The organism is Peribacillus muralis, from assembly GCF_001439925.1.
In the GTDB taxonomy this organism is placed as follows: Bacteria; Bacillota; Bacilli; order Bacillales; family DSM-1321; genus Peribacillus; species Peribacillus muralis.
Genome location: NZ_LMBV01000015.1, coordinates 1 through 20,893, shown reverse-complemented (window position 1 = coordinate 20,893; position 20,893 = coordinate 1). Strand labels below are relative to the sequence as shown.

Sequence of the window (20,893 nt, the reverse complement as noted above, 5' to 3'; positions counted from 1 at the left end):
TTTAAATAAATATGACAGCAACTGCATATGTCCATGCAGTTGCTGTTTTTCCTAGAAATTAACTAATTACCTCATATACTTAACTTATTATATTTTTCCCAAAATACAGATTTACTGTCATTACGCGTTACTAGAGGTACGTCTAATCTTTCACATACTCCATTCTATCAAAAAATAAATCTATCACCAGCTTCTAAAGGCGCTCTCATATGTACCCTTTTAAAAATCTAAGTTCTGAAGAATGGTTTAGGGAGCTATATGTAGATGCCCGGTACACTAAGGTTATTTGGCATAATTACAATGTTAAAAAGGTTCTTTTACTTCCTGGAAATGTCGAGATGATAAAAAATGATAAGAAAAAGGCACAAGAATTTATCGAACTAGTGAAAAGCTGTAAGTAATAAATAAATCAACGGCTACTTCCCCTTGGTAGCCTACTTATTGTATTGTAGTTTTTTACAAAGAATTAAGGACCTATATTCCACTAATTTTGTATTTAATAAATCTTTTTTCGACTATCCTGCCCTATAGTTGCATAAGAAAAGGAGCTACTGATCAGCTCCTGGTAGTGAAGTAAAGCACCCGTTAGTTCATTAAGGAGTATGGATTTACTATTTCCCTTTTCATTTTTTGAAAGGAGTAGATATCATTAACAACTTTAAATAGTTCCCCATTTCTGGAGAAAATTGCACTTCCGTTTGGTATTGCACATACCATTCGTTCATTTGATAGTTCAAGATCTATCAGAAATGCCATTTGATCAAAAAACTTTATTGATGCTACTATACGGGGAAGGCGAAAATATGCCCTTCGTGGTGAAATCATACTGTCCGATATGGAAGGATCTTATCCTAACTATGGCTTCACCATAGAAGGGGTGCTTGAACTCCTTTACATGGATTTTATTGATGCCTTTAGGTGTATGTAATTAAATTAGGTTAGAATATTTAAATAATTATAGTTATCCTATAAGATTATTAAAATACTAGGGTTTCTTTCCTCTGTCATTCAAGGGCATAGTCGAGCATCTTTTAGTTCAGATACAACATAACGTCTATTTTATCTCGTCTTTAATCACTTGTAACTCTTTACTTTCAATAAGATTACTATACCAATGAGCTGACTTTTTTAATTTGCGGTTTCTGCCATCTTCTAAATTAATCTCAACTAGTCCATACCTGTTTTTAAAAGCATTCATTGGAGAAACGTTATCAGTAAATGCCCAGAGCATGAATCCTTTGCAGTTTGCACCGTTTTGTACAGCTTTCAGTAACCATTTTAAATGCTCACCAATAAATTCAATCCGGTAATCATCTTGTATAGTACCTTCCTCATTTTTAAATCGATATTCGTTTTCTACTCCCATACCGTTCTCTGCAATAAACCATTCTATATTTCCGTACTCGTTCATCATGCGCATAGCCATATCAAACATGATTCTTGGATATATCTCCCACCCACGATGTGGGTTCATCCTTCGACCCGGGAGTTCAAACATCTCATAGTAATATGATGGATGGAAAGGAATATTTTCATTCCAAGAAGCTGACCTTGCTTTTACACGATGAGGAAAGTAGAGATTAAGTCCAACTACATCCACCGTATTTTCTTTGATTGTCAGCAATTCTTCTTCTGTATATTCAAACATAATATTGTGCTTAATCAGCAAGTCAAGGAGTTCTCGTGGATATTCGCCTTTTATAGAGGGATCTAAAAATACTCTATTGAAAAATAAATCATAGATTTTAGCTGCATCCATATCATGCTGTGCACTTGAACGAGCATATGTAACTTCAGGGTTTAGAATCACTCCAATTTTGCCTTTATAGTCCTTATTATTAAATAACTGAACAACTTTTGCAGTTGCTAAGGCTTTGTTAAAATTCCACTGCATCCATTTTTTTGTATTTTGTTCAAATGGGTATCGAATAGCATCTAAATAAACGCGAGTTTGGACCACAATTGGTTCATTAAAAGTAAACCAATGTTTCACACGGTCTCCATATCTTTCAAATACTTTTTCAGCATATTTTACGAATAAGTTCACCACATGTTTTGATCCCCATCCACCATACTCTTCAAAAAGTTTAGCCGGTATTTCGTAGTGTTCAAGACAAATCATTGGTTCCACACCGTTTTTAATAAGTTCATTAATAACATTATCTATATAACTAGCATATTCTTCATCAACAGTTACATTTTCATAGTCTATTATAAAACGAGACCAATTGATAGAAGTTCTAAAGTGAGTTAAACCGATATCTTTCATCAAATGGATATCTTCTTTATATCTGTTATAAAAATCAGTTGCAAATGCAGGTCCATATCCGTTATGCCAGACATGCCTATTGTTTTTGAACCATAGGTCTATATATGAATCTTGCGTATCTTTTTTTCCATCCCAACCTTCAGTTTGCCATGCTGATGATGCAGCCCCAATTATAAAGTCTTCCGGAATTTTCATGGTTTTCATTTTACCTTTTCCTTCCACTTTTTAGTATTTTAATAAACTTGATTTGATTTTACAGTTTCCTTTTAAAAACCTTTTTTTATTTACTTATCGTCATATAATTAACTAATTACTCCATACACACCACTATGTATGTACTAATTTTTTGTTTGTAAGTAGTGATAGAGAGCACCAATTAGATTAGAGTCATTTCCAAATGCACATTGTTCAACGGACACCTGCAAACGAGATTTGTCATCTTTCATCGTACGAAGTTCTTGATTAATTCTCTCAATCAAATCCTTACGCTTACTTATAGCACCGCCTATTAATATCTTCTCTGGATCTATAACGTAGGTGACGTTGAAAATACCGACTGCTAAACGTCTGATAAATGTACTAATTTCTTCTTTTGCATCCTCATCCCCTTGATCACTCATTGTAAACACAGTATGACCATCAAAAACCTTACTCTCCAAACCTTTTCGTTTAGCCACATGGCGAACCAAACCAGCCGTTGATGCTAAATTACTCCAGTTCTTTCCGAGAGGGTGTTCAAGATATCCCTCCATTAACATAAATCCAAACTCTCCTGCATGTAGGTTATTCCCACGACGAACTTTCTTATCAAGAATGATGGTGCCACCAATCCCAGTTCCTATAACAATACAAACATAATCATTTACACCTTTTGCTGCACCCATCCATCCTTCAGCTAGTCCAGCACAGTTCGCGTCATTTTCAAGCTCGACTCTTACTCCGGTTCTTTCTTGCACTAGCTGTTTTATATTGGGTCCATGAATATAAGGGATTGCACTACTGCCTCCAATATAACCACTCGTTACATCCACTGCACCAGGCATACTAAGTGCAATCCCTTCAAGAGAATATGACTCTTGATATTGCTCGACTATTCCAGTAATGATATTAACAAATGAGTCAATTCCATCCTTTGGCGTTTCCACATAACTTCTTTCTATAAATGTAGCCTTTTCATCCATCAATGCATATTTAATGGAAGATCCTCCTGTATCAAAAACGGCATAATATCTCATTTTTACAACTCCCAGTTTTTTATCTACTATATTACGGTTTGTCAATCTAACAGCGACACTTCTATTTGGCGTTGGTTTATGGAGGTTACCATTTTAAGTTGTCTGGTTTCAGCAGATTTTTGGCGTTTTCCTTTTTAACGGAGGACTGTTATTAACCTTGCTTAGCATCCAAGATTGAGCCAAAAATAAATGGTCTGTAAGCAATTCATTAAGTAGTCATGCCTTGGTCTCTATTTCTTTTTTTAAATTTATTCAAAAGAAGATGGCCAAATAGGCCATCCTAATTAAAAACCGTTATTTTCTGAAACTTTCTTAAACCATTGCCCACTTTTTTTAATAGAACGCTCTGCATCCTTTTCTAGGTTAACAGAAACAAAACCATATCGATTTTTATACGCATTGGTCCAGGACCAGTTATCCATAAATGTCCATAAGTGATACCCTTTTACATTGGCACCTTCCTGGATGGCTTTATGTACCCATTTTAAATGTTCCTCAATGAATTCAATCCTATAATCATCTTGAATTATCCCACTTTTATCACGGAAGCGCTCTTCTCCTTCTACACCCATACCATTTTCAGAAATAAAGCATTCAATGTTTCCGTAATTTTCTTTTACATTTATGAGGATATCGTACACACCTTTTTCGTAAATTTCCCAACCCCTATGAGGATTCATTTTACGTCCAGGCATCACATAATTGTCAAAGAAACGATTAGGCATAAAAGGCCCCTCAGGATTAGGAAGGTGTTCTTTTGCTTTGACCCTTCTTGGCTGATAATAATTCACACCAAGTAGATCGACTGTATTGGCTTTAATAATGTCAATGTCTCCTTCATCAATCGTTGGCATGTACCCTTCTTTTTTTAATAAAGACACAAGTTCAGCAGGAAACTCACCTTTTACAGACGGATCAAGGAACGATCGATTAAAAATGATGTCTGCTAGTTTAGAAGCCTTAACGTCTGCAGGGTGTTGACTTCTTGGATAGGAAGGTGTCAAGTTGAGGATAATACCTATCTTTCCATGTTGACCCAATTCCTTATATGCTTGGATTGCTTTTGCACTTGATAGAATCGTATTATACCCGACTTGTACAGCTTTACCAAAATCTACTTCATTCGGATAATGGAAGTCATATAGATAACCACCCTCTACAGGAACGATTGGTTCATTATGTGTGAACCACTTTTTCACACGGTCACCAAACAATTTGAAGCAAGTTGTCGCATACTCTACGTAAGCATCCACCACTTCACGACTGGACCACCCTCCTATGTTTTGCATAGTTATTGGCATGTCAAAATGATAGAGATTCACAAACGGTTCCACACCTGCCGCAACCAATTCGTCAATTACACAATTGTAGAACTCTATTGCTTTATCATTTACTTTTCCCTTACCGTTTGGGAACATTCTCGACCAAGAAATCGATAAACGGAAGGAATTATGACCAATTTCCTTCATTAATGCAATATCCTCTTTATAACGGTAATAAAATTGAGAGGTATTTTCTGGACCAACTCTGTTAAAGAAACGATTAGGCTCTTTTTCATACCAATAATCCCAAATGTTTTGTCCTTTTCCTTCGATATTTGCAGCACCTTCTGTTTGGGTTGCAGATGCAGAAGATCCCCACCAAAATCCTTTTGGAAAAAGATGTTGTATATCCTTTTTTACTTCTTCAAGTGAATTCAATTTTACATTCCCCCTATCTATTTAAGTCATGATCTTACTTAGTAAATATCTATAAATTCTCTTATAATAGGTTTAAGATAAGACCTTTATTTTTCAAAAAAACAGTTTTATATTTAAAGTATTATCTTAGTTCCCTTCCTTGCGCTTTCCAACGCACCAAACACCATAGCCATACTTTTAACATTATCACGGCTATCTGTCTCAGCTAACCGATTTTCTTCAATCGATGCAAACATTTCGTCTAGACAACCCCAATGACCTTCATTTCCATACCATTCACTAGACACTTCAATTCTCTTAAACACATTTGTAAATCCTTTTGGTTTTGTCTCATCTATTACTTCACAACTTGGCAAGGTGTTACCGTCCCAAAGTACAGTTCCTTTTTCACCAGTTGCACGCCAGCTGCCTTCCCAGGATGTATTAAATCCTTCCGCGCTCCATGAACCTCTATAAGAAAATACAGACCCATCACTCATTTCAAATATACAGATTGAACTTGCATTCCCTTTATACCAAGATCCCTTAGGATTATATTCATGACAGTAAACGGATACTGGATCTGCACCTGAGATAAAACGAGCTTGGTCAAAGGTATGAATGGCCATATCTAGAAGTAAAGGACTATCCATGACACTTCTAAAACCATCAAAATGGGCTCCTAAGAAAAAGTCAGCATGTAATGAATCAACAGCCCCTATACTACCCTTATTTAAGATATCGCGAAACGCACGAATTTGTTTAATATATCGGCGATTTTGCATAATAGTGTATTTCTTTCCGGTGCTTTCTGTAACGACTATTAAATCCTTAGCATCCTGCATTGTTTCAGTCATAGGTTTTTCACTGAAAACATTACATCCTGCCTCGAGTGCAGTTTTCGCAACATATTTGTGACTTGAAGGAATGGTAATGTCAAAAACAAGATTTGCCTCTGTGTTTGTTAAAGCTTGTGAGAGTTCAGAGTAAACAGGAACATTCAACTTACGTTTTTGAGCCATAGCTATAGCACAATCTATATTAAGGTCAACAAGTGCAACAATTTGTGTGTTTTCACGTTGGTCTACATAGTCCAACCATGTATTTGACATATTTCCGCATCCTACCACAATAACTTTATGAATCATTGTAAACTTCTCCATTCTTGAAGATGATTTGTAATCATTTGGGATTTGGGATGAACTCTCCCCCACGACATTGTTTTAAATAGTTAAGCGCATGTACTTGTCCTGTCATTTCCCACTCGTTACAATAAACCGGATCGTGGAATCCCTCTATCTCTATACTACCTTGATAATTTGCTTGCATTAGAATTGAAATGATATCTGTCCAGTTACAATCTCCAAAACCTGGTGTTCGATGCCATACAAATTTTTCTGGACCATGAATACCTTGTTCTCGAATAACATCCCAAGCAATAGTTGCATCTTTTCCATGTACATTAAATATTTTTCCGACCCATTTTCGCAACTGTGGAATTGGATCAATAAGACTATTCATTTGATGGCATGGTTCCCATTGCAACCCAATATTATCACTAGTAACTGCATTAAATATCATTTCCCATGAGATAGGACTATGAGCAATATTCCAATCTCCTTCATACCAGTTACCGTCCATATTGCAATTCTCAAAGGCAAGTCTGACCCCTCGATCTTCGGCACGTTTTGCTAGTTCACCAAAGACTTCTGAAAATGAATGGATGGATTGATCCAGTGAACCCGGCATCCGTCCTGTAAAACCCGTTACTAAATTTGTACCAAAATCATGAGCATGATCAATCAGGCGTTCCCAACTTGCCAGAGTATCTGAATTGTCACCTTCTCCTGTTAAGGGATTTCCGAATATACCCAAATTAGAAATCGATATGTCTTTTTCTGCCAAAATCTCTTTTACTTGCTTAGATGTCTCTGATAAGTCTAAATTACGGGTAGATTGCCAGAAAGTAAGACCAAAGGATTCAAAACCATGAGGAATTATCTGGGGTAAAACGCGCACTGCATCTTGTCCGTCTACAAGGGTACCAATTGGTATTTGCTTCATTATGACTCTACTCCTTTTAAATGTGCATTAACTATCCGATAAAAAATGGTCCTTAAAATGTCTCTAGATTTTTATGTTTACGCTTACATTATTATTATCTAAAAATTTATAAACATTTACTATGCATTATCTTTAGATTTTCTTGTGTTGTTTTGGTATTCTCTTGGAGTAAAACCAACATGTTTTTTAAAAATTTTATTAAAATACACTGGATCAGGATACCCAACTACATGACCAATTTCATAGGTTTTCATAGAAGTTGGTCCACTAAGCAAGTCTTTTGCTTGTTCTATTCGAACTTGAATAATAAAATCCGTAATATTTTTGCCTGTTTGTTCTTTAAATAATTTACTTATATAAGTAGGATTAAGCAACACATGTTGAGCTAATGTATTCAAATCTAGCTTTCCTGAGTAGTTATCGTAAATATAGTACTGAATTTTTTTTATAATAGGATGATTCGTGCTAGAAGTTTTTTGGGGACATATAGATTTTTTGGTATCACTTATCTGGTGCAGAATTTCACATAACTCATCTTTGTTAATAGGTTTTAATATGTATCTTTTAATACCGTATCGGATGGCTTGTTGTGCGTATTCAAAATTACCGAAACCTGATATAACAATGCACTCCAAACGTGGAAATCGATTTCTCGCTTCCTCCAACAGTGAAAGTCCATCCATTCCACTCATCCTAATATCTGTGATAAGGACATCGACTTCTGCATTGATTTTTTCTAAAGCTTCTATGGCATGTTCACATTGGTGAATTACCTGATAATCTTCATTACTACGCTCTATAATCTTTGTAAGCCCTTTTCTAATTCGAATTTCGTCATCTACGACTACAATTTTCAGCATTAATCTTCCTCTTTTCCTTCTAGGATTATAGATATTTCTATGGTGGTTCCTTGGTACTGTTTACTCTTAATTTCTAAACTATAATTGTTACCGTATAAAATATGGAGTCTTTCATTAATATTTCTAAGTCCTATACCTCCAGATTTTTTAGTGACAGGATAATTTTTATCAATCATTAAGTTCTCTCTAACTTGCTTAAGTTGGTTATCTGTCATTCCAACTCCATCGTCTGATATATATATCTTTAAATATTGATCAATTCTTTCAAACAAAATTGAAACATTTATAACTTGGTTTGGAGATTTTGAAGCGTGAATCACTGTATTCTCTAAAATTGGCTGAAAGAGCATCTTCATTACTTTAATATTTAAGAATTCATTATCGCTGTATATTTTCAAAGTGAACTTATTATTAAAGCGATAGTTTAGTAGCTCTAAATACGTTGAAAGATGCTTTAGCTCATTATTTAATGTAGTAATTTCAAATCCTTTATACATGTTATATCGCATTAATTGACTAAGTAAAAATACCATATGACTAGTTTCTTCATCATCATTCACTTCTGCATTCATCCGGATGGTTTCTAATGTATTATAGATAAAATGAGGGTTGATCTGACTATGCAACGCATCTAGTTCGACTTCTCTATTCTTTCTCATGATTCGTTTATTCTCCTTTTTTTGAATATCTAAAAACCTGATCATTTCATTAAAATGATAATATAGTAAGCCTATTTCATCTTTGCGTTTCTTTGTTTCAATAACATTTAAGTTTTCTTTTTTTACAGATTGCATCTGCTTAATTAATTGAAGAATCGGTTGAACAATATTACGGAATAAAGATTTAAGCATATATAATTGTATAATTAACAGGATAGACACTATTCCTAATAGCAGCTGTTGAATACGACTTGCATCCTTAGCTAACTCTGAAAAGGGTACACTTATGACAAGATTTAAAGGGTAAGCTTTCGATGGAACCTTTAATAAAATCTCATGCTCTCCCCTACTAAAATTTTGCTTTTCTGGATTTAGTGTGGAGTCATTCCATACCAGCTTACTTTTACCACTGGTAATTGTGTTTAAATCTTCTAGTTCCTTATGGTAGATATACGAATTACTCTCTACTACAACAATCCCTAGAACCTCTTCTGAAAATATATCTTTTAGCAAGTACATGATAGAAAATTCATATGGACTATTATTCAAGCTAGGTGTATTGATAGAAAAATTACTCTCACTATGGTTTATTTCTTCCATTATCTTCTGGTAATTTTTATGAAGAGTAGGAGTAATTAAACTTCCATTCTTTGCTGAGTACACCCTTCCTGTAGTATCAACCACACTTATGTTACTTAAAGAATTATTACTAACTATGTACCTCTGCAGTAGTCTCTTAAATTCTAATTCTTCTTTAAACCTAGCTTTGTTATCTTCAAAATATCGGTTTAATTTAAATGGATAATCATTAAATTTTGTTAACTTTTCCTTTATCTCAGAAGAATTATTAATGTTCTCTTCTACTTTTTTCATGTCATCAATACTATTTTCTATGGTGGATATATTCTGTTCACCAAGCTTGTATGTAGAATCAATCGTATTATCCTTAAAAGATTTTAAAATGTTATTAAAAGCAATCATAGTAGTAACACATGTTAATAAACTACCGACAAGAAAGATCATTACTACTTTTTTATATAGTTTCAAATTTTTAAACCATCTCAAAACTTTTCACAAACTCCTTTACGAGCAACTAATTTATTTTATTAGTTTTAGTTTAGTAATAATTACAAAAGTATTTTACCCTTTCTAAAAACTTATATAGAACTAATTATAAAGAATATTAAGACAATACAACAAAAACTAGAAATATTACATAGAATCATATTTTAAACTTGGAGATAATCACTATGTAAGCGCAAACAAAAAAATAAACAGACGGAGGCTATTTTATGAAGAAATGGAGGAAAAGAATTAGTTTAGGCGTTCTAACTTTAGCTCTATTACTTAGTGGATGTGGAGATACAGAAAAAAGCGATGTAGGAGTAAAAGAAAATCATGTGGAAGGTAAAATTACCGTCCTTACTAACCGTACAGATATGGGAAGTACTTTTAAAGATTTTGAAAAAAGATTCAAAGAAAAATATCCTGATGTGGATGAAGTTAAATTTGAAACCCTTCAAAATTATGATAATGATGTAAAAGTTCGGATGTCTTCAAAGGATTATGGAGATGTCTTACTTATCCCAAATGGTGTACAACAATCACAACTTCCCATGTTTTTTGAACCCTTAGATGATTTAGGGTTTGAGAATAAAGTATATTTCCAAAATCATAAGGCATACAAAGGGCTAATGTATGGTGTTGCTTCAGGAGTTACCATTCAAGGGATCGTTTATAACAAAAAAGCATTTGTAAAAGCCGGAATTAAAAAAACACCTAAAACTTTAGAAGAATTCTATGCTGCATGTGAAAAACTAAAAAGTAAGAAAATTATTCCTATAGCTACAAACTTCAGTGCTCAATGGCCTTTAAGTGTTTGGAGGGATTGGGGATATGCAATCTCTTCAGATCCAACTTATCGTAATAACCTTGTAGGGGAACGAGATCCCTTCTTACCAAGTAAACCATATGGACAAGTTCTGGGTATCCTAAAAACATTTATCGATAACAACTATACAGAACAGGATTTAATGTCTACAGATTGGAACCAATCAAAATCAGACTTAGCTAACGGCAAGGTTGCCATGATACCAATGGGAAGTTGGGTAATCAATCAAGTAATTGATGCAGGAGGGAAACCAGAAGATATAGGGTTTATGTCCTTTGTAGGGGATAAACAAGGTAAATCAGTATCTCTTATGTCTCCTGATTGGAATTATGCTGTTAGTAAAAATAGTGAAAATAAAGAAACAGCCAAGATGTTTGTTAAATTTTTAATTGAAGATTCTGGTTATGAAAAAGTCACAGGTTTCGTGCCTACACTTAAAAACAAAACTCTGGACGATGGGCCTCTGAAGAAATACTTGTCTCAAAATCCAAAATTAATTGAAGAAGTACCTATGACAGATGAATTTGTCAAGATTTCTAATAAAGCTCAGATTGACTTTAATCTAGGACAATATGTGCAAGATTTGATCCTAGCTAAAGACTTTAATAAGGGATTAGATCAGTTAAATACTAAATGGAACCGAGCCCAGAAAGACTTAGGGCTAGATTAATTCAAGAAATAAGATAGTCATTTAGATTAAATGGAATGGAGGAAACTCAATGGCAAATATAAATTATCAAAGTACATTGAAAAGTTCAATAAACAAATCCATTAGAGACAGACTTCCCACCATCTCTTACAAAACTCAAAGAAAAATCTTACTTTTTTCTTTTTTAATTGTCCCACTACTATTACTATGTGTCTTTACTTTATACCCAGCACTTCAATTATTTTACCTTAGCTTTACGTATTGGGATGGGTTTAGTCCAACAAAGGATTGGGTGGGATTTAGTAATTATAGAGATATCTTTATTAACCCTGAGATGTTCTCAGTATTCAAAACGAGCCTCTATTATTTAGGAGGCGGACTTTTACAATTATTCTTAGCTTTGTATTTTGCTGTTTTGCTCAACTCTAAGATAAGAGCAAGGAATGTATTCAAGTCAATTCTATTTATGCCCTACATTATGAACAGTGTAGCCATCGCATTAATCTTTACAATCTTTTTTTCACCTGAGGGAACGTTAAATACAATACTTTCTTTGGTGGGATTAGATAGTTTACAACATAGCTGGCTAGGAAATTCAAACCTTGTAAATTATGCTTTAGCATCTACCTCTATTTGGAGACACATGGGCTTAAGTCTAATCATTTTTCTTGGCGTTCTTCAATCAATACCAAAAGAGATTTATGAAGCAGCTAAAATTGATGGATCCTCTGGATGGAATACATTTCGATACATCACATTGCCTAGTATAAAGAAAGTTTTTGAACTAAACCTTATTCTCACGGTCTCTGGAGCAATTTCTGTTTTTGAGATCCCCTTCATAATGACCAAGGGTGCAAATGATAGTATGACTTTTGTTATTTCTACTGTCGATACAGCTTTTAAGTATAGTAATTTTGGTTTAGCGTCTGCAATGTCAGTGATACTTCTATTAATTGTCGGGACTATTACTTTAGGACAAAGGTTATTGTTAAAGGAGCGTGACTAACATATGAAAGGGAATATTAAACAAATATCTTGGAATTTAACTAAGTATATTTCTCTTTTAATCGGTGCAATTGTTGTGTTAATACCACCATTGGTTGTGCTATTTTCTTCATTTAAAACCAAGATTGAATACTTAAATACGGACAAATTATCTTTACCAGACAGCTTTTTAAACTTTGAAAACTACAAAGTAGTGTTTGAACAAGGAAACTTAGATGTAGCGTTTAAAAACACAGCTATTATATTAGTGATTTCACTAATTGGTAATGTCATCATTGGGTCTTGTGTTGCCTATGCCTTAGGAAGATTTGATTTTAAACTAAAGAAAGTCATACTGGGAGCCTACTTGGTCGCAATCATGATTCCATCTATTACAACACAAGTATCTACCTATGGAATTATTACGAACCTTGGAGTGAATAACACACTTTTTGCTCCGATATTACTATATTTAGGCGCAGATGTGCTAATGATTTATATTTACCTACAGTTCATAGAATCCATTCCTAAAGAACTGGATGAAGCAGCAATGATTGAAGGAGCCTCCTATTTCACTATTTTCACAAAGGTTATCTTTCCTTTATTGGCTCCTGCTACTTCAACCGTTATTATTATAAAAGCCATAGCTATTTACAATGATTTTTATATTCCATTTCTGTATATACCTTCAGAAGAACTTTCAGTAGTTTCTACAGTAGCTTACAAATTCATGGGACCTTTTGGTGGTGAGTGGAATGTCATTTGTGCTGGAGTTATTATGATTATAATTCCAACTATTGTTTTGTTTTTGGTTCTACAAAGGTTTGTTTATTCAGGCATGACAAATGGCTCTGTGAAGTAGGTGGTGCAATATGATAAATGAACAGAAAGATTTAATAATGACTATTTGTATTTGGTTTTCACGGCTAGCAATTCTTAATTTATTGATAATTCTATCGACTATAATTGGAGGCATTATTTTCGGTATAGGACCTGCCGTTTCAACGGCTTTGGTTATCCTGAAACAATGGAAAGATGGAAAAGATGTTCCTTTAATTTCATATTATTTCAAAGTATACAAAGAGCTATTTGTTTCATCAAATCGGATTATGCTCTTCGGTGGTCCTTTACTCACGTTGATAGGCTTTGATGCTTATTATATGGTGGGATTAAACGGACCTCTTTCAACCATTGGCTTTATGATATTTATATACTTGTTACTTGTGATATCACTTACTCTACTATATTCATTAAGTTCAAGCAGTAGGCATTTTACAAAAGTGAATGCAATATTAAAAAATTCTCTAGTGGACATTTTTTTGTTTCCTAAACAGAGTTTGACTATTCTGTCTGGATTATTAATTGTAGGGTTTCTAAGTATAAAATGGAATGTTCTTTTCATCTTTTTCACATGGAGCCTAATATTGTTAATAGTCGTGTTAACTCGTGACACTATTTCTTTCAAGGATGGAAAACAAACCTGAACGTGACTTATTTACGAAAAGATAAATGTAAGGGTTATCATCAAAATCTACTAAGTAATAGTTTTAGAATGGTTAGGAATATATCGTTCTTCATTAATAATTTTTCAAGGTGTAAAGGAGTGATCTGCTTGAAACTAGGTGTATTCACAGCATTGTTTTCCGAAAAAAAGTTAGAGGAAGTTTTAGATTATATTCAAGATAAAGGATTAGAGAACGTAGAAATTGGAACAGGTGGGTATGTAGGTGACTCTCATTGTAAACCTGCAGATTTATTAAATGATGAAGTGAAGTTAAAAAAGTTTAAAGATACATTTGATTCACGTGGAATCCAAATTAGCGCCCTAAGTTGTCATGGAAACCCTCTACATCCAAATAAAAACATTGCCACTCAACATCATCGAGCATTCAAAGATACTGTTCGTCTTGCATCAAAGCTAGGTGTAAAAAATGTTATTACCTTTTCAGGATGTCCAGGTGAATCGGATTATTCTTTACACCCCGTCTGGATTACGTGCCCATGGCCGCGTGACTTTTCAGATGTTCTAAATTGGCAATGGAAAGAAAAGATTATTCCATATTGGAAAGAACAGAATACATTTTTAAATGAAAACAACGTAAAAGTAGCGATAGAGCCCCATCCAGGATTCGCTGTTTATAACACAGAAACATTATTAAGATTACGGAAGGAATGTGGAAACCAAATTGGAGTTAACTTTGATCCGAGCCATTATTTTTGGCAAGGGATGGATCCTATAGCTTGTATTAAAGAATTAGGTAAAGAGGATGCTTTATATCATTTCCATGCAAAAGATACAAAAATCGATCATCAAAATAACTCTTTAAACGGTGTACTAGATACAAAAAGTTATAGTGACCTTACCAGTCGCTCCTGGATCTTTAGGACTGTTGGTTTTGGCCATGGCGAAGATACATGGAGAGAAATCATTAGTGTTCTTCAAAGTATTGGTTATGATGGAGCAATTAGCATTGAACATGAAGATGGGTTAATGAGTGTTGAAGAAGGCCTGGAAAAAGCAATTTCTTTCTTACAAAACAATTTAATTAAAGAAGGAGCTGCTGAAATGTGGTGGGTGTAAATAAGAAACGAGTTCGGATTGGCATGGTGGGCTATAAATTTATGGGAAAAGCCCATTCTCATGCGTATCGAGATATCCCTTTTTATTTTAATACAAATGTAGAACCTGTTTTACAAGCACTTTGTGGTAGAAATGAAGAAAGCGTTAGAGAAGCTGCAAGTAAGATGGGATGGAAAAGCTATGAGACAGATTGGAAAAAACTAATCAAACGTGATGATATCGATTTAATTGATATTGTGACTCCCAACAATAGTCATGCTGAAATAGCCATAGCAGCAGCTGAAGCTGGAAAACATGTGTTTTGTGAAAAACCCTTAGCTATGACACTAGAACAATCTAAACGTATGCTAGAAGCTGTAGAGAAACATAAGGTAATCCATATGGTGAATCATAATTATCGATTTGTTCCAGCTGTTCAATTGGCCAAAAACTTAATTGATAATGGACGCCTAGGGAAGATATTTCACATTCGCGTTACCTATTTACAGGATTGGATTATGGACCCACAGTTCCCTCTCACATGGCGCTTAGACAAAGTTGTGTCCGGTTCAGGATCACATGGAGATTTGGCAGCCCACAGTATTGACTTAGCAAGGTTTTTAAATGGTGAATTTAAAGAAGTCAGTGGGATTTTAGAAACGTTCATTAATCAACGTCCTATCGTCACGTCTAGCTCTGGTTTAAACGGAAAGGGAGCAAGTGACAAGACAGGAACAGTAGATGTAGATGACACAAGTATTTTTATTGCACGTTTTGAAAATGGATCAATTGGAACGTTTGAGGCCACTCGTTTCGCAGGTGGAAACAGAAATGGAAATCGTTTTGAAATTAATGGTGAAAAGGGCTCAATTCGTTGGGATATGGAAAATATGAATCATTTAGAAGTCTACTTTCATGATGATGAGCCTGGGTTACAGGGGTTTAGAAAGATTAATTGTACAGAGGAAATTCATCCTTATGCGGAAGCTTATTGGCCGGCAGGTCATAGTATTGGTTATGAACATACGTTCATTAACTTAATGGTTAACTTGATGAATGGTTTAGATAAAGGGTTTAGTCCATCACCCAACTTTACAGACGGTGTAAGAAATCAAGCCGTTTTAGAAGCAGTTGAACTATCTTCCCATAAAAAAAAATGGATTTCTATCTCAGATTTGCTTAATTAAGCAGAGCAATCTATTCCAGCATGAAATTATCCACTCTTACCTGCTACTTCGTGTGAAAAGTGTTTTTTAATCAAAACTGGGAGGGAATAAAAGTGACCTATTTTAAAAACGTAACTAATATTCAATACGAAGGAAAAGGTTCAACTAATCCACTTGCATTTAAATACTACAATTCAGAAGAATTGGTAGGTGGGAAAACAATGGAGGAACATTTGCGTTTTGGTGTTTCATATTGGCATACGCTTACAGGAAACGGCGAAGACCCATTCGGTGCTGGTACAATGCTTCGTTCATGGAATCATTATTCTGAAATGGACTTAGCCAAAACAAGAGTAGAAGCAGCATTTGAATTTTTTGAAAAGCTTAACGTTCCCTTCTTCTGTTTCCATGATATCGACGTGGCACCAGAGGGTAAAAGTTTAAAACAAACTAATGAAAATTTAGATACTATTACAATGATGATTAAAGATTATATGAAAACCAGTAAAACAAAACTACTATGGAATACAGCAAATGCGTTTACTCACCCTCGTTTTGTACATGGTGCAGCAACTTCATGTAATGCTGATGTATTTGCCTATTCTGCGGCAAAAGTAAAAAAAGGAATAGAAATTGCAAAAGAGTTAGGTGCTGAAAACTATGTATTCTGGGGAGGACGTGAGGGATATGAAACTTTATTAAACACCAATATGAACCTTGAGCTTGATAATTTAGCACGCTTCTATCACATGGCAATAGACTACGCAAAAGAAATTAGTTACACAGGGCAATTTCTTATAGAACCAAAACCACAAGAGCCGACAAAACATCAATATGACTTTGATGTAGCAACCGCACTTTCTTTCCTACAAAAATATGATTTACAAGGTAACTTTAAATTTAATATTGAGGCAAACCATGCAACACTTGCGGGGCATACATTTGAGCACGAGTTGAGGACGGCGCGAATCAATGGCATGCTGGGGTCTGTTGACGCAAATCAGGGTGATACACTGCTCGGATGGGATACTGATGAGTTCCCAACAGACTTATATGCCACTATATTAGCCATGTATGAGATTCTTAAAAATGATGGCCTAGGTAAAGGTGGATTAAACTTTGATGCAAAAGTAAGACGCGGTTCATTTGATCCTGAAGATTTATTCCACGCTCATATTGCAGGCATGGATAGTTTTGCAATTGGCTTAAAAGTAGCGTACAGACTAATTGAAGACGGTGTATTTGATAATTTTATTGATGAACGTTATCACAGCTTTACAGAAGGAATTGGCCTGAAGGTTGTGGAAGGACTAGCAAACTTCCATACACTTGAAGCATATGCACTACAAAATAACCCTATTAGGAATAATTCTGGTCGACAAGAAATGTTAAAGGCTAAAATTAATCACTATTTATTAGATTCGTTATCGAATGTTACAGTATAAATAAATTAGTTCTCAGCGACTGAAAAAAATATTGTTCAGTCGCTTTGTAGAAAAGGATGAAAAACTAATATGAAATATGTAATTGGTATTGATTTAGGTACAAGTGCAGTAAAGGTTTTGTTAGTAAATCAATATGGTCGGGTATGTGGTGAAGCTTTACAAGCTTATCCTCTTATTCATGAAAAATCAGGATACAGTGAGCAGCAACCTGAGGAATGGATAAAAAAAACAACCCTCGCACTAAAAGAACTTGTAGCAGGTTTTGAAGGAAATATCAATGATATTGAAGGTATTAGTTTTTCTGGTCAAATGCATGGCCTTGTCCTTTTAAATGAAAAAAGAGAAATTTTGAGGAATGCAATACTTTGGAATGATATTAGAACAACTGCACAATGTGAGAGAATTTATAACGTTTTAGGGAAAGAACAATTATTACAAATCACAAAAAATCCAGCTTTAGAAGGTTTTACACTTCCAAAGCTCCTTTGGGTGCAAGAAAATGAATTGGATATATTTAATAATACTCATGTTTTCTTACTCCCAAAAGACTATTTAAGATACCGCATGACTGGACAAATTCATACTGAATATTCAGATGCAGCTGGGACCCTACTTTTAGATGTTAAGGAAAAATTGTGGAGTGTGGAGATTTGTAATCTATTTAATATTAATCCTAGAATTTGTCCTCCACTTATAGAATCACATGACTTTATTGGAACAATTACATCACAGTTTGCAGATGAAACAGGGCTCTCAAAATCTACGAAAGTATTTGCAGGCGGGGCAGATAACGCATGTGGTGCAATAGGTGCGGGGATCTTATTTGAAGGAAAAACATTGTGTAGTATTGGAACATCTGGCGTAATTTTATCGTATGAACAATGCACAGATCATGAACTTGGAGACGAAGTCCATTGTTTTAATCACGGAAAAGAAAACGCATTCTACACTATGGGAGTTACCTTGTCTGCTGGTCACAGCTTAAGCTGGTTTAAAGAAACATTTGCAAAGGGTGAAAATTTTGAAACACTACTACATGAATTAGAAAGTATACCATCAGGATCCCATGGTTTACTCTATACACCGTATTTATTTGGAGAACGGACCCCGTATGCTGATGCCGATATTCGAGGTAGTTTTATTGGAATAGATGCTTCTCATAAACGTATTGACTTTGTACGTGCAGTAATTGAAGGGGTTACATTCTCTCTTTGTGAAACTATTAATATTTTTAGAGATGGCGGCAAAAAAATTGATTCAATAATTTCAATTGGCGGCGGGGCTAAGAATGATACATGGTTGCAAATTCAAGCAGATATTTTTAATGCTGTAATTATGAAGTTAGAGAATGAACAAGGACCATCAATTGGTGCAGCAATGCTCGCAGCATACGGTTCAGGCTGGTTCTCTTCACTTGAAGATTGTTCCAATAAATTCATTCGAGTCGCAACTGAATTCCATCCAAATAAAGACAATGTGAAAAAGTATAAAGTATTATTCGATATTTATAAAAGTATCTATACAAAAACGAAAGATCTTAACAATATACTAAAAATATATAGAAAATAAAGGAAACCAAACTACTATTCTGTCCGATTGCTTAATACCAGTTTTTTCTTAGTTAATTGAATAACTCAATAATTTATTCAATTAAAATAGATACATGCATACCTTATTACAGGAAGTTAGCAATAGGAAACCGTATGAAGTAATCTCCTGGTTTTCCCTTGCTCCACCGAAAATGTTAATATCCCAGGATTTGTAGCTCCATCTAGCGAAATGTACTAGATCATAAGTTCCTCATATTCATAAACTTGGAATTGAATCCGTCAAGCTCGCTCTTTTCACAGTATTTATGGAGCTAGCTTATGAACCATCTTCTTTTGAATCATTATTAACTTAAAATGTAATGAAATTGTTAGGAATGTGCCCTGCTGTGGACTGGATAAAATGCGCTGCCAGTCCACAGCATTTATCGAATTTTATGGTTCTAGTGCATTATTTCTTCATGAGTCCGCCAATAGGCGGACTTTTTGTAGCGCTAACGCACCCGTTAGTTTAAGTACAAACCTTCACAAACTCTAGAGAGTTCATGACCTTCTTCATCTGTAATGGTTTGAATCTGTTGGTACGTTTCTTCGATTTTCTCTTGTAGCTTCGCCTCTAATTTCGTCGTCGCCTTTTTCCAGACAAATGAAAACTTGATAGCACTTGCTTCAATCTTCGTTCCGTCTAGATAGTAATTCTCCATTGTGATGTGCTTTTCTTCTAATTACTACAATGGGCGATTTTTTTTGGTGCATAAATTTTAAAAAAGAGGTTGCCCCTAAAAGTCATACTCCTGACTTTTGGTACAGCCCCGTTTTTCCTAGAAATTAGCTAATTACCTCATATCAAATTATAATACTTAACTTATTATATTTTTCCTAAAATACAGATTTTACTGTCATTACGCGTTACTAGAGGTACGTCTAATCTTTCACAAACTCCATTCTATCGTTAACATAAAAAAAATCTATCACTAGCTTCTGAAGGCGCTCTCATATGTACCCTTTTAAAAAATAGACTGATCAACTTTAACATAAAAACAATTAATTGGATTAACCTTTCACTTTTCTTAATGAACTATCCTGCCTCTTTAGTTTCATCAGAAAAAAGCTATCTTAAAGACAGCTCCGATCTTAAGCAAACGCACCGTTAGTTCCATAAGAAAAAGAGCTGCAAAAGGCAACTCCCTTATTGAAGTAAGACACCTTTTAGGATATTATTGCCTGTCATCGAGCTCTTCCGTATTACTCATTATTTTTTTGTTCTTACTAAAATGAATAGCTATATATAAAAATAAACCAAAACACCCACCAATTAGTACCTTAAAACCTGAACCAACAGCTGCCCATTCCAAGGCGTAGAAAATTATCACACCGAGAAGAACATATGAAAAAACTGCATTAATCAGTATCATTCAACCTTCTTCCTTAATTGGTATTATATAAATTCTATTTCAAATGCATTATTCCTTGTTGAACTAACCTGCCCCTTTAGTCCCACTGCCTTATAGAAGCTCCGATCATAAACTAACGCACCCTATAGTTTAAGTGCATTATTTCACAATCCTTCTTAAGGAATAAAAAAAGCGACCTTCATCTTAAATCTTAAAAGTCATTCACCGTTAGCTGTCCATAAAAAATCTAATGTTGAAGCCAAGACCTACCCCATTTGCCAACCATGCTACAATTCATAGCGACACAGATAATGAAAGACTTTCGTTCTTTCATTGGAATTGAAGAAGGGTTACCCTGACAATCGTAATCGGAAATAAAAATAGCAATCGCTTATGAATGATAAAAAACCAGATATCTAAAGGATATCTGGCCTTATTTTTATTAATTCATTTCACCGCCACCACTTACTGGCATATAACTTCCTGTAAGG

General features: G+C 34.6%; 17 protein-coding genes. 8 read left to right on the top strand and 9 right to left on the bottom strand.

Going from position 1 to position 20,893, the window contains the following annotated elements; all coding sequences use genetic code 11:
• Positions 1 to 1,054 precede the first annotated feature (1,054 nt).
• From ASU00_RS16750 to ASU00_RS16720, 7 genes are all read right to left on the bottom strand, one after another.
• Positions 1,055 to 2,473 carry a glycoside hydrolase family 1 protein gene (locus tag ASU00_RS16750; protein ID WP_057914627.1) on the bottom strand — a complete coding sequence of 473 codons (1,419 nt, stop codon included), beginning with the start codon at positions 2,471 to 2,473 and terminating at the stop codon, positions 1,055 to 1,057.
• A 134-nt stretch (positions 2,474 to 2,607) separates the two neighbouring features.
• On the bottom strand, positions 2,608 to 3,504 hold the full coding sequence (locus ASU00_RS16745) for an ROK family protein (RefSeq protein ID WP_057914626.1): 897 nt from the start codon (positions 3,502 to 3,504) through the stop codon (positions 2,608 to 2,610).
• A gap of 284 nt (positions 3,505 to 3,788) precedes the next feature.
• Entirely contained in the window at positions 3,789 to 5,174 is a 1,386-nt protein-coding gene (locus ASU00_RS16740; RefSeq protein WP_152983780.1) for a glycoside hydrolase family 1 protein, read from the bottom strand.
• A 143-nt stretch (positions 5,175 to 5,317) separates the two neighbouring features.
• Complete coding sequence (locus tag ASU00_RS16735) at positions 5,318 to 6,331, bottom strand: Gfo/Idh/MocA family protein (protein ID WP_057914624.1); 1,014 nt, start codon at positions 6,329 to 6,331, stop codon at positions 5,318 to 5,320.
• Positions 6,332 to 6,365: 34 nt separating this feature from the next.
• The gene (locus ASU00_RS16730) at positions 6,366 to 7,247 is read right to left on the bottom strand and encodes a sugar phosphate isomerase/epimerase family protein (RefSeq protein ID WP_057914623.1); all 882 of its coding nucleotides are present in this window, start codon (positions 7,245 to 7,247) and stop codon (positions 6,366 to 6,368) included.
• A 119-nt stretch (positions 7,248 to 7,366) separates the two neighbouring features.
• Positions 7,367 to 8,107 (bottom strand): response regulator, encoded by a 741-nt coding sequence (locus tag ASU00_RS16725; RefSeq protein ID WP_057914622.1) that lies wholly within the window; start codon positions 8,105 to 8,107, stop codon positions 7,367 to 7,369.
• Positions 8,107 to 9,831, bottom strand: coding sequence for a sensor histidine kinase (locus tag ASU00_RS16720; RefSeq protein WP_057914621.1), 1,725 nt, complete (start codon positions 9,829 to 9,831; stop codon positions 8,107 to 8,109). The genes ASU00_RS16725 and ASU00_RS16720 overlap by 1 nt, the downstream gene beginning before the upstream one ends.
• A gap of 227 nt (positions 9,832 to 10,058) precedes the next feature.
• On the opposite strand from ASU00_RS16720, the gene ASU00_RS16715 reads away from it, so the two are divergent.
• The 8 genes from ASU00_RS16715 (at position 10,059) to xylB (ending at position 19,030) form a co-directional block, all read left to right on the top strand.
• A complete protein-coding gene (locus ASU00_RS16715; RefSeq protein WP_057914620.1) occupies positions 10,059 to 11,327 on the top strand; it encodes an ABC transporter substrate-binding protein in 1,269 nt (422 codons plus the stop codon).
• Positions 11,328 to 11,376: 49 nt separating this feature from the next.
• Positions 11,377 to 12,312, top strand: a complete 936-nt coding sequence (locus ASU00_RS16710) for a carbohydrate ABC transporter permease (RefSeq protein WP_082630394.1) — start codon at positions 11,377 to 11,379, stop codon at positions 12,310 to 12,312.
• Between the two features lie 3 nt (positions 12,313 to 12,315).
• Positions 12,316 to 13,152 (top strand): carbohydrate ABC transporter permease, encoded by an 837-nt coding sequence (locus ASU00_RS16705; RefSeq protein ID WP_057914619.1) that lies wholly within the window; start codon positions 12,316 to 12,318, stop codon positions 13,150 to 13,152.
• 10 nt (positions 13,153 to 13,162) lie between these two features.
• Positions 13,163 to 13,774, top strand: a complete 612-nt coding sequence (locus tag ASU00_RS16700; protein ID WP_057914618.1) for a DUF624 domain-containing protein — start codon at positions 13,163 to 13,165, stop codon at positions 13,772 to 13,774.
• 128 nt (positions 13,775 to 13,902) lie between these two features.
• On the top strand, positions 13,903 to 14,871 hold the full coding sequence (locus ASU00_RS16695) for a sugar phosphate isomerase/epimerase family protein (protein ID WP_057914617.1): 969 nt from the start codon (positions 13,903 to 13,905) through the stop codon (positions 14,869 to 14,871).
• A 23-nt stretch (positions 14,872 to 14,894) separates the two neighbouring features.
• Positions 14,895 to 16,037 carry a Gfo/Idh/MocA family protein gene (locus ASU00_RS16690; protein ID WP_057914693.1) on the top strand — a complete coding sequence of 381 codons (1,143 nt, stop codon included), beginning with the start codon at positions 14,895 to 14,897 and terminating at the stop codon, positions 16,035 to 16,037.
• Between the two features lie 92 nt (positions 16,038 to 16,129).
• A complete protein-coding gene (xylA, locus tag ASU00_RS16685; RefSeq protein WP_057914616.1) occupies positions 16,130 to 17,461 on the top strand; it encodes a xylose isomerase in 1,332 nt (443 codons plus the stop codon).
• A 69-nt stretch (positions 17,462 to 17,530) separates the two neighbouring features.
• On the top strand, positions 17,531 to 19,030 hold the full coding sequence (xylB, locus tag ASU00_RS16680; protein ID WP_057914615.1) for a xylulokinase: 1,500 nt from the start codon (positions 17,531 to 17,533) through the stop codon (positions 19,028 to 19,030).
• A gap of 484 nt (positions 19,031 to 19,514) precedes the next feature.
• On the opposite strand, the gene ASU00_RS16675 is transcribed toward xylB, so the two are convergent.
• Both ASU00_RS16675 and ASU00_RS16670 read right to left on the bottom strand, forming a co-directional pair.
• Entirely contained in the window at positions 19,515 to 19,712 is a 198-nt protein-coding gene (locus ASU00_RS16675) for a hypothetical protein (protein ID WP_057914614.1), read from the bottom strand.
• Positions 19,713 to 20,225: 513 nt separating this feature from the next.
• Positions 20,226 to 20,423: a hypothetical protein gene (locus ASU00_RS16670; protein ID WP_057914613.1), complete on the bottom strand. Its 198-nt coding sequence runs from the start codon at positions 20,421 to 20,423 to the stop codon at positions 20,226 to 20,228.
• Positions 20,424 to 20,893 lie beyond the last annotated feature (470 nt).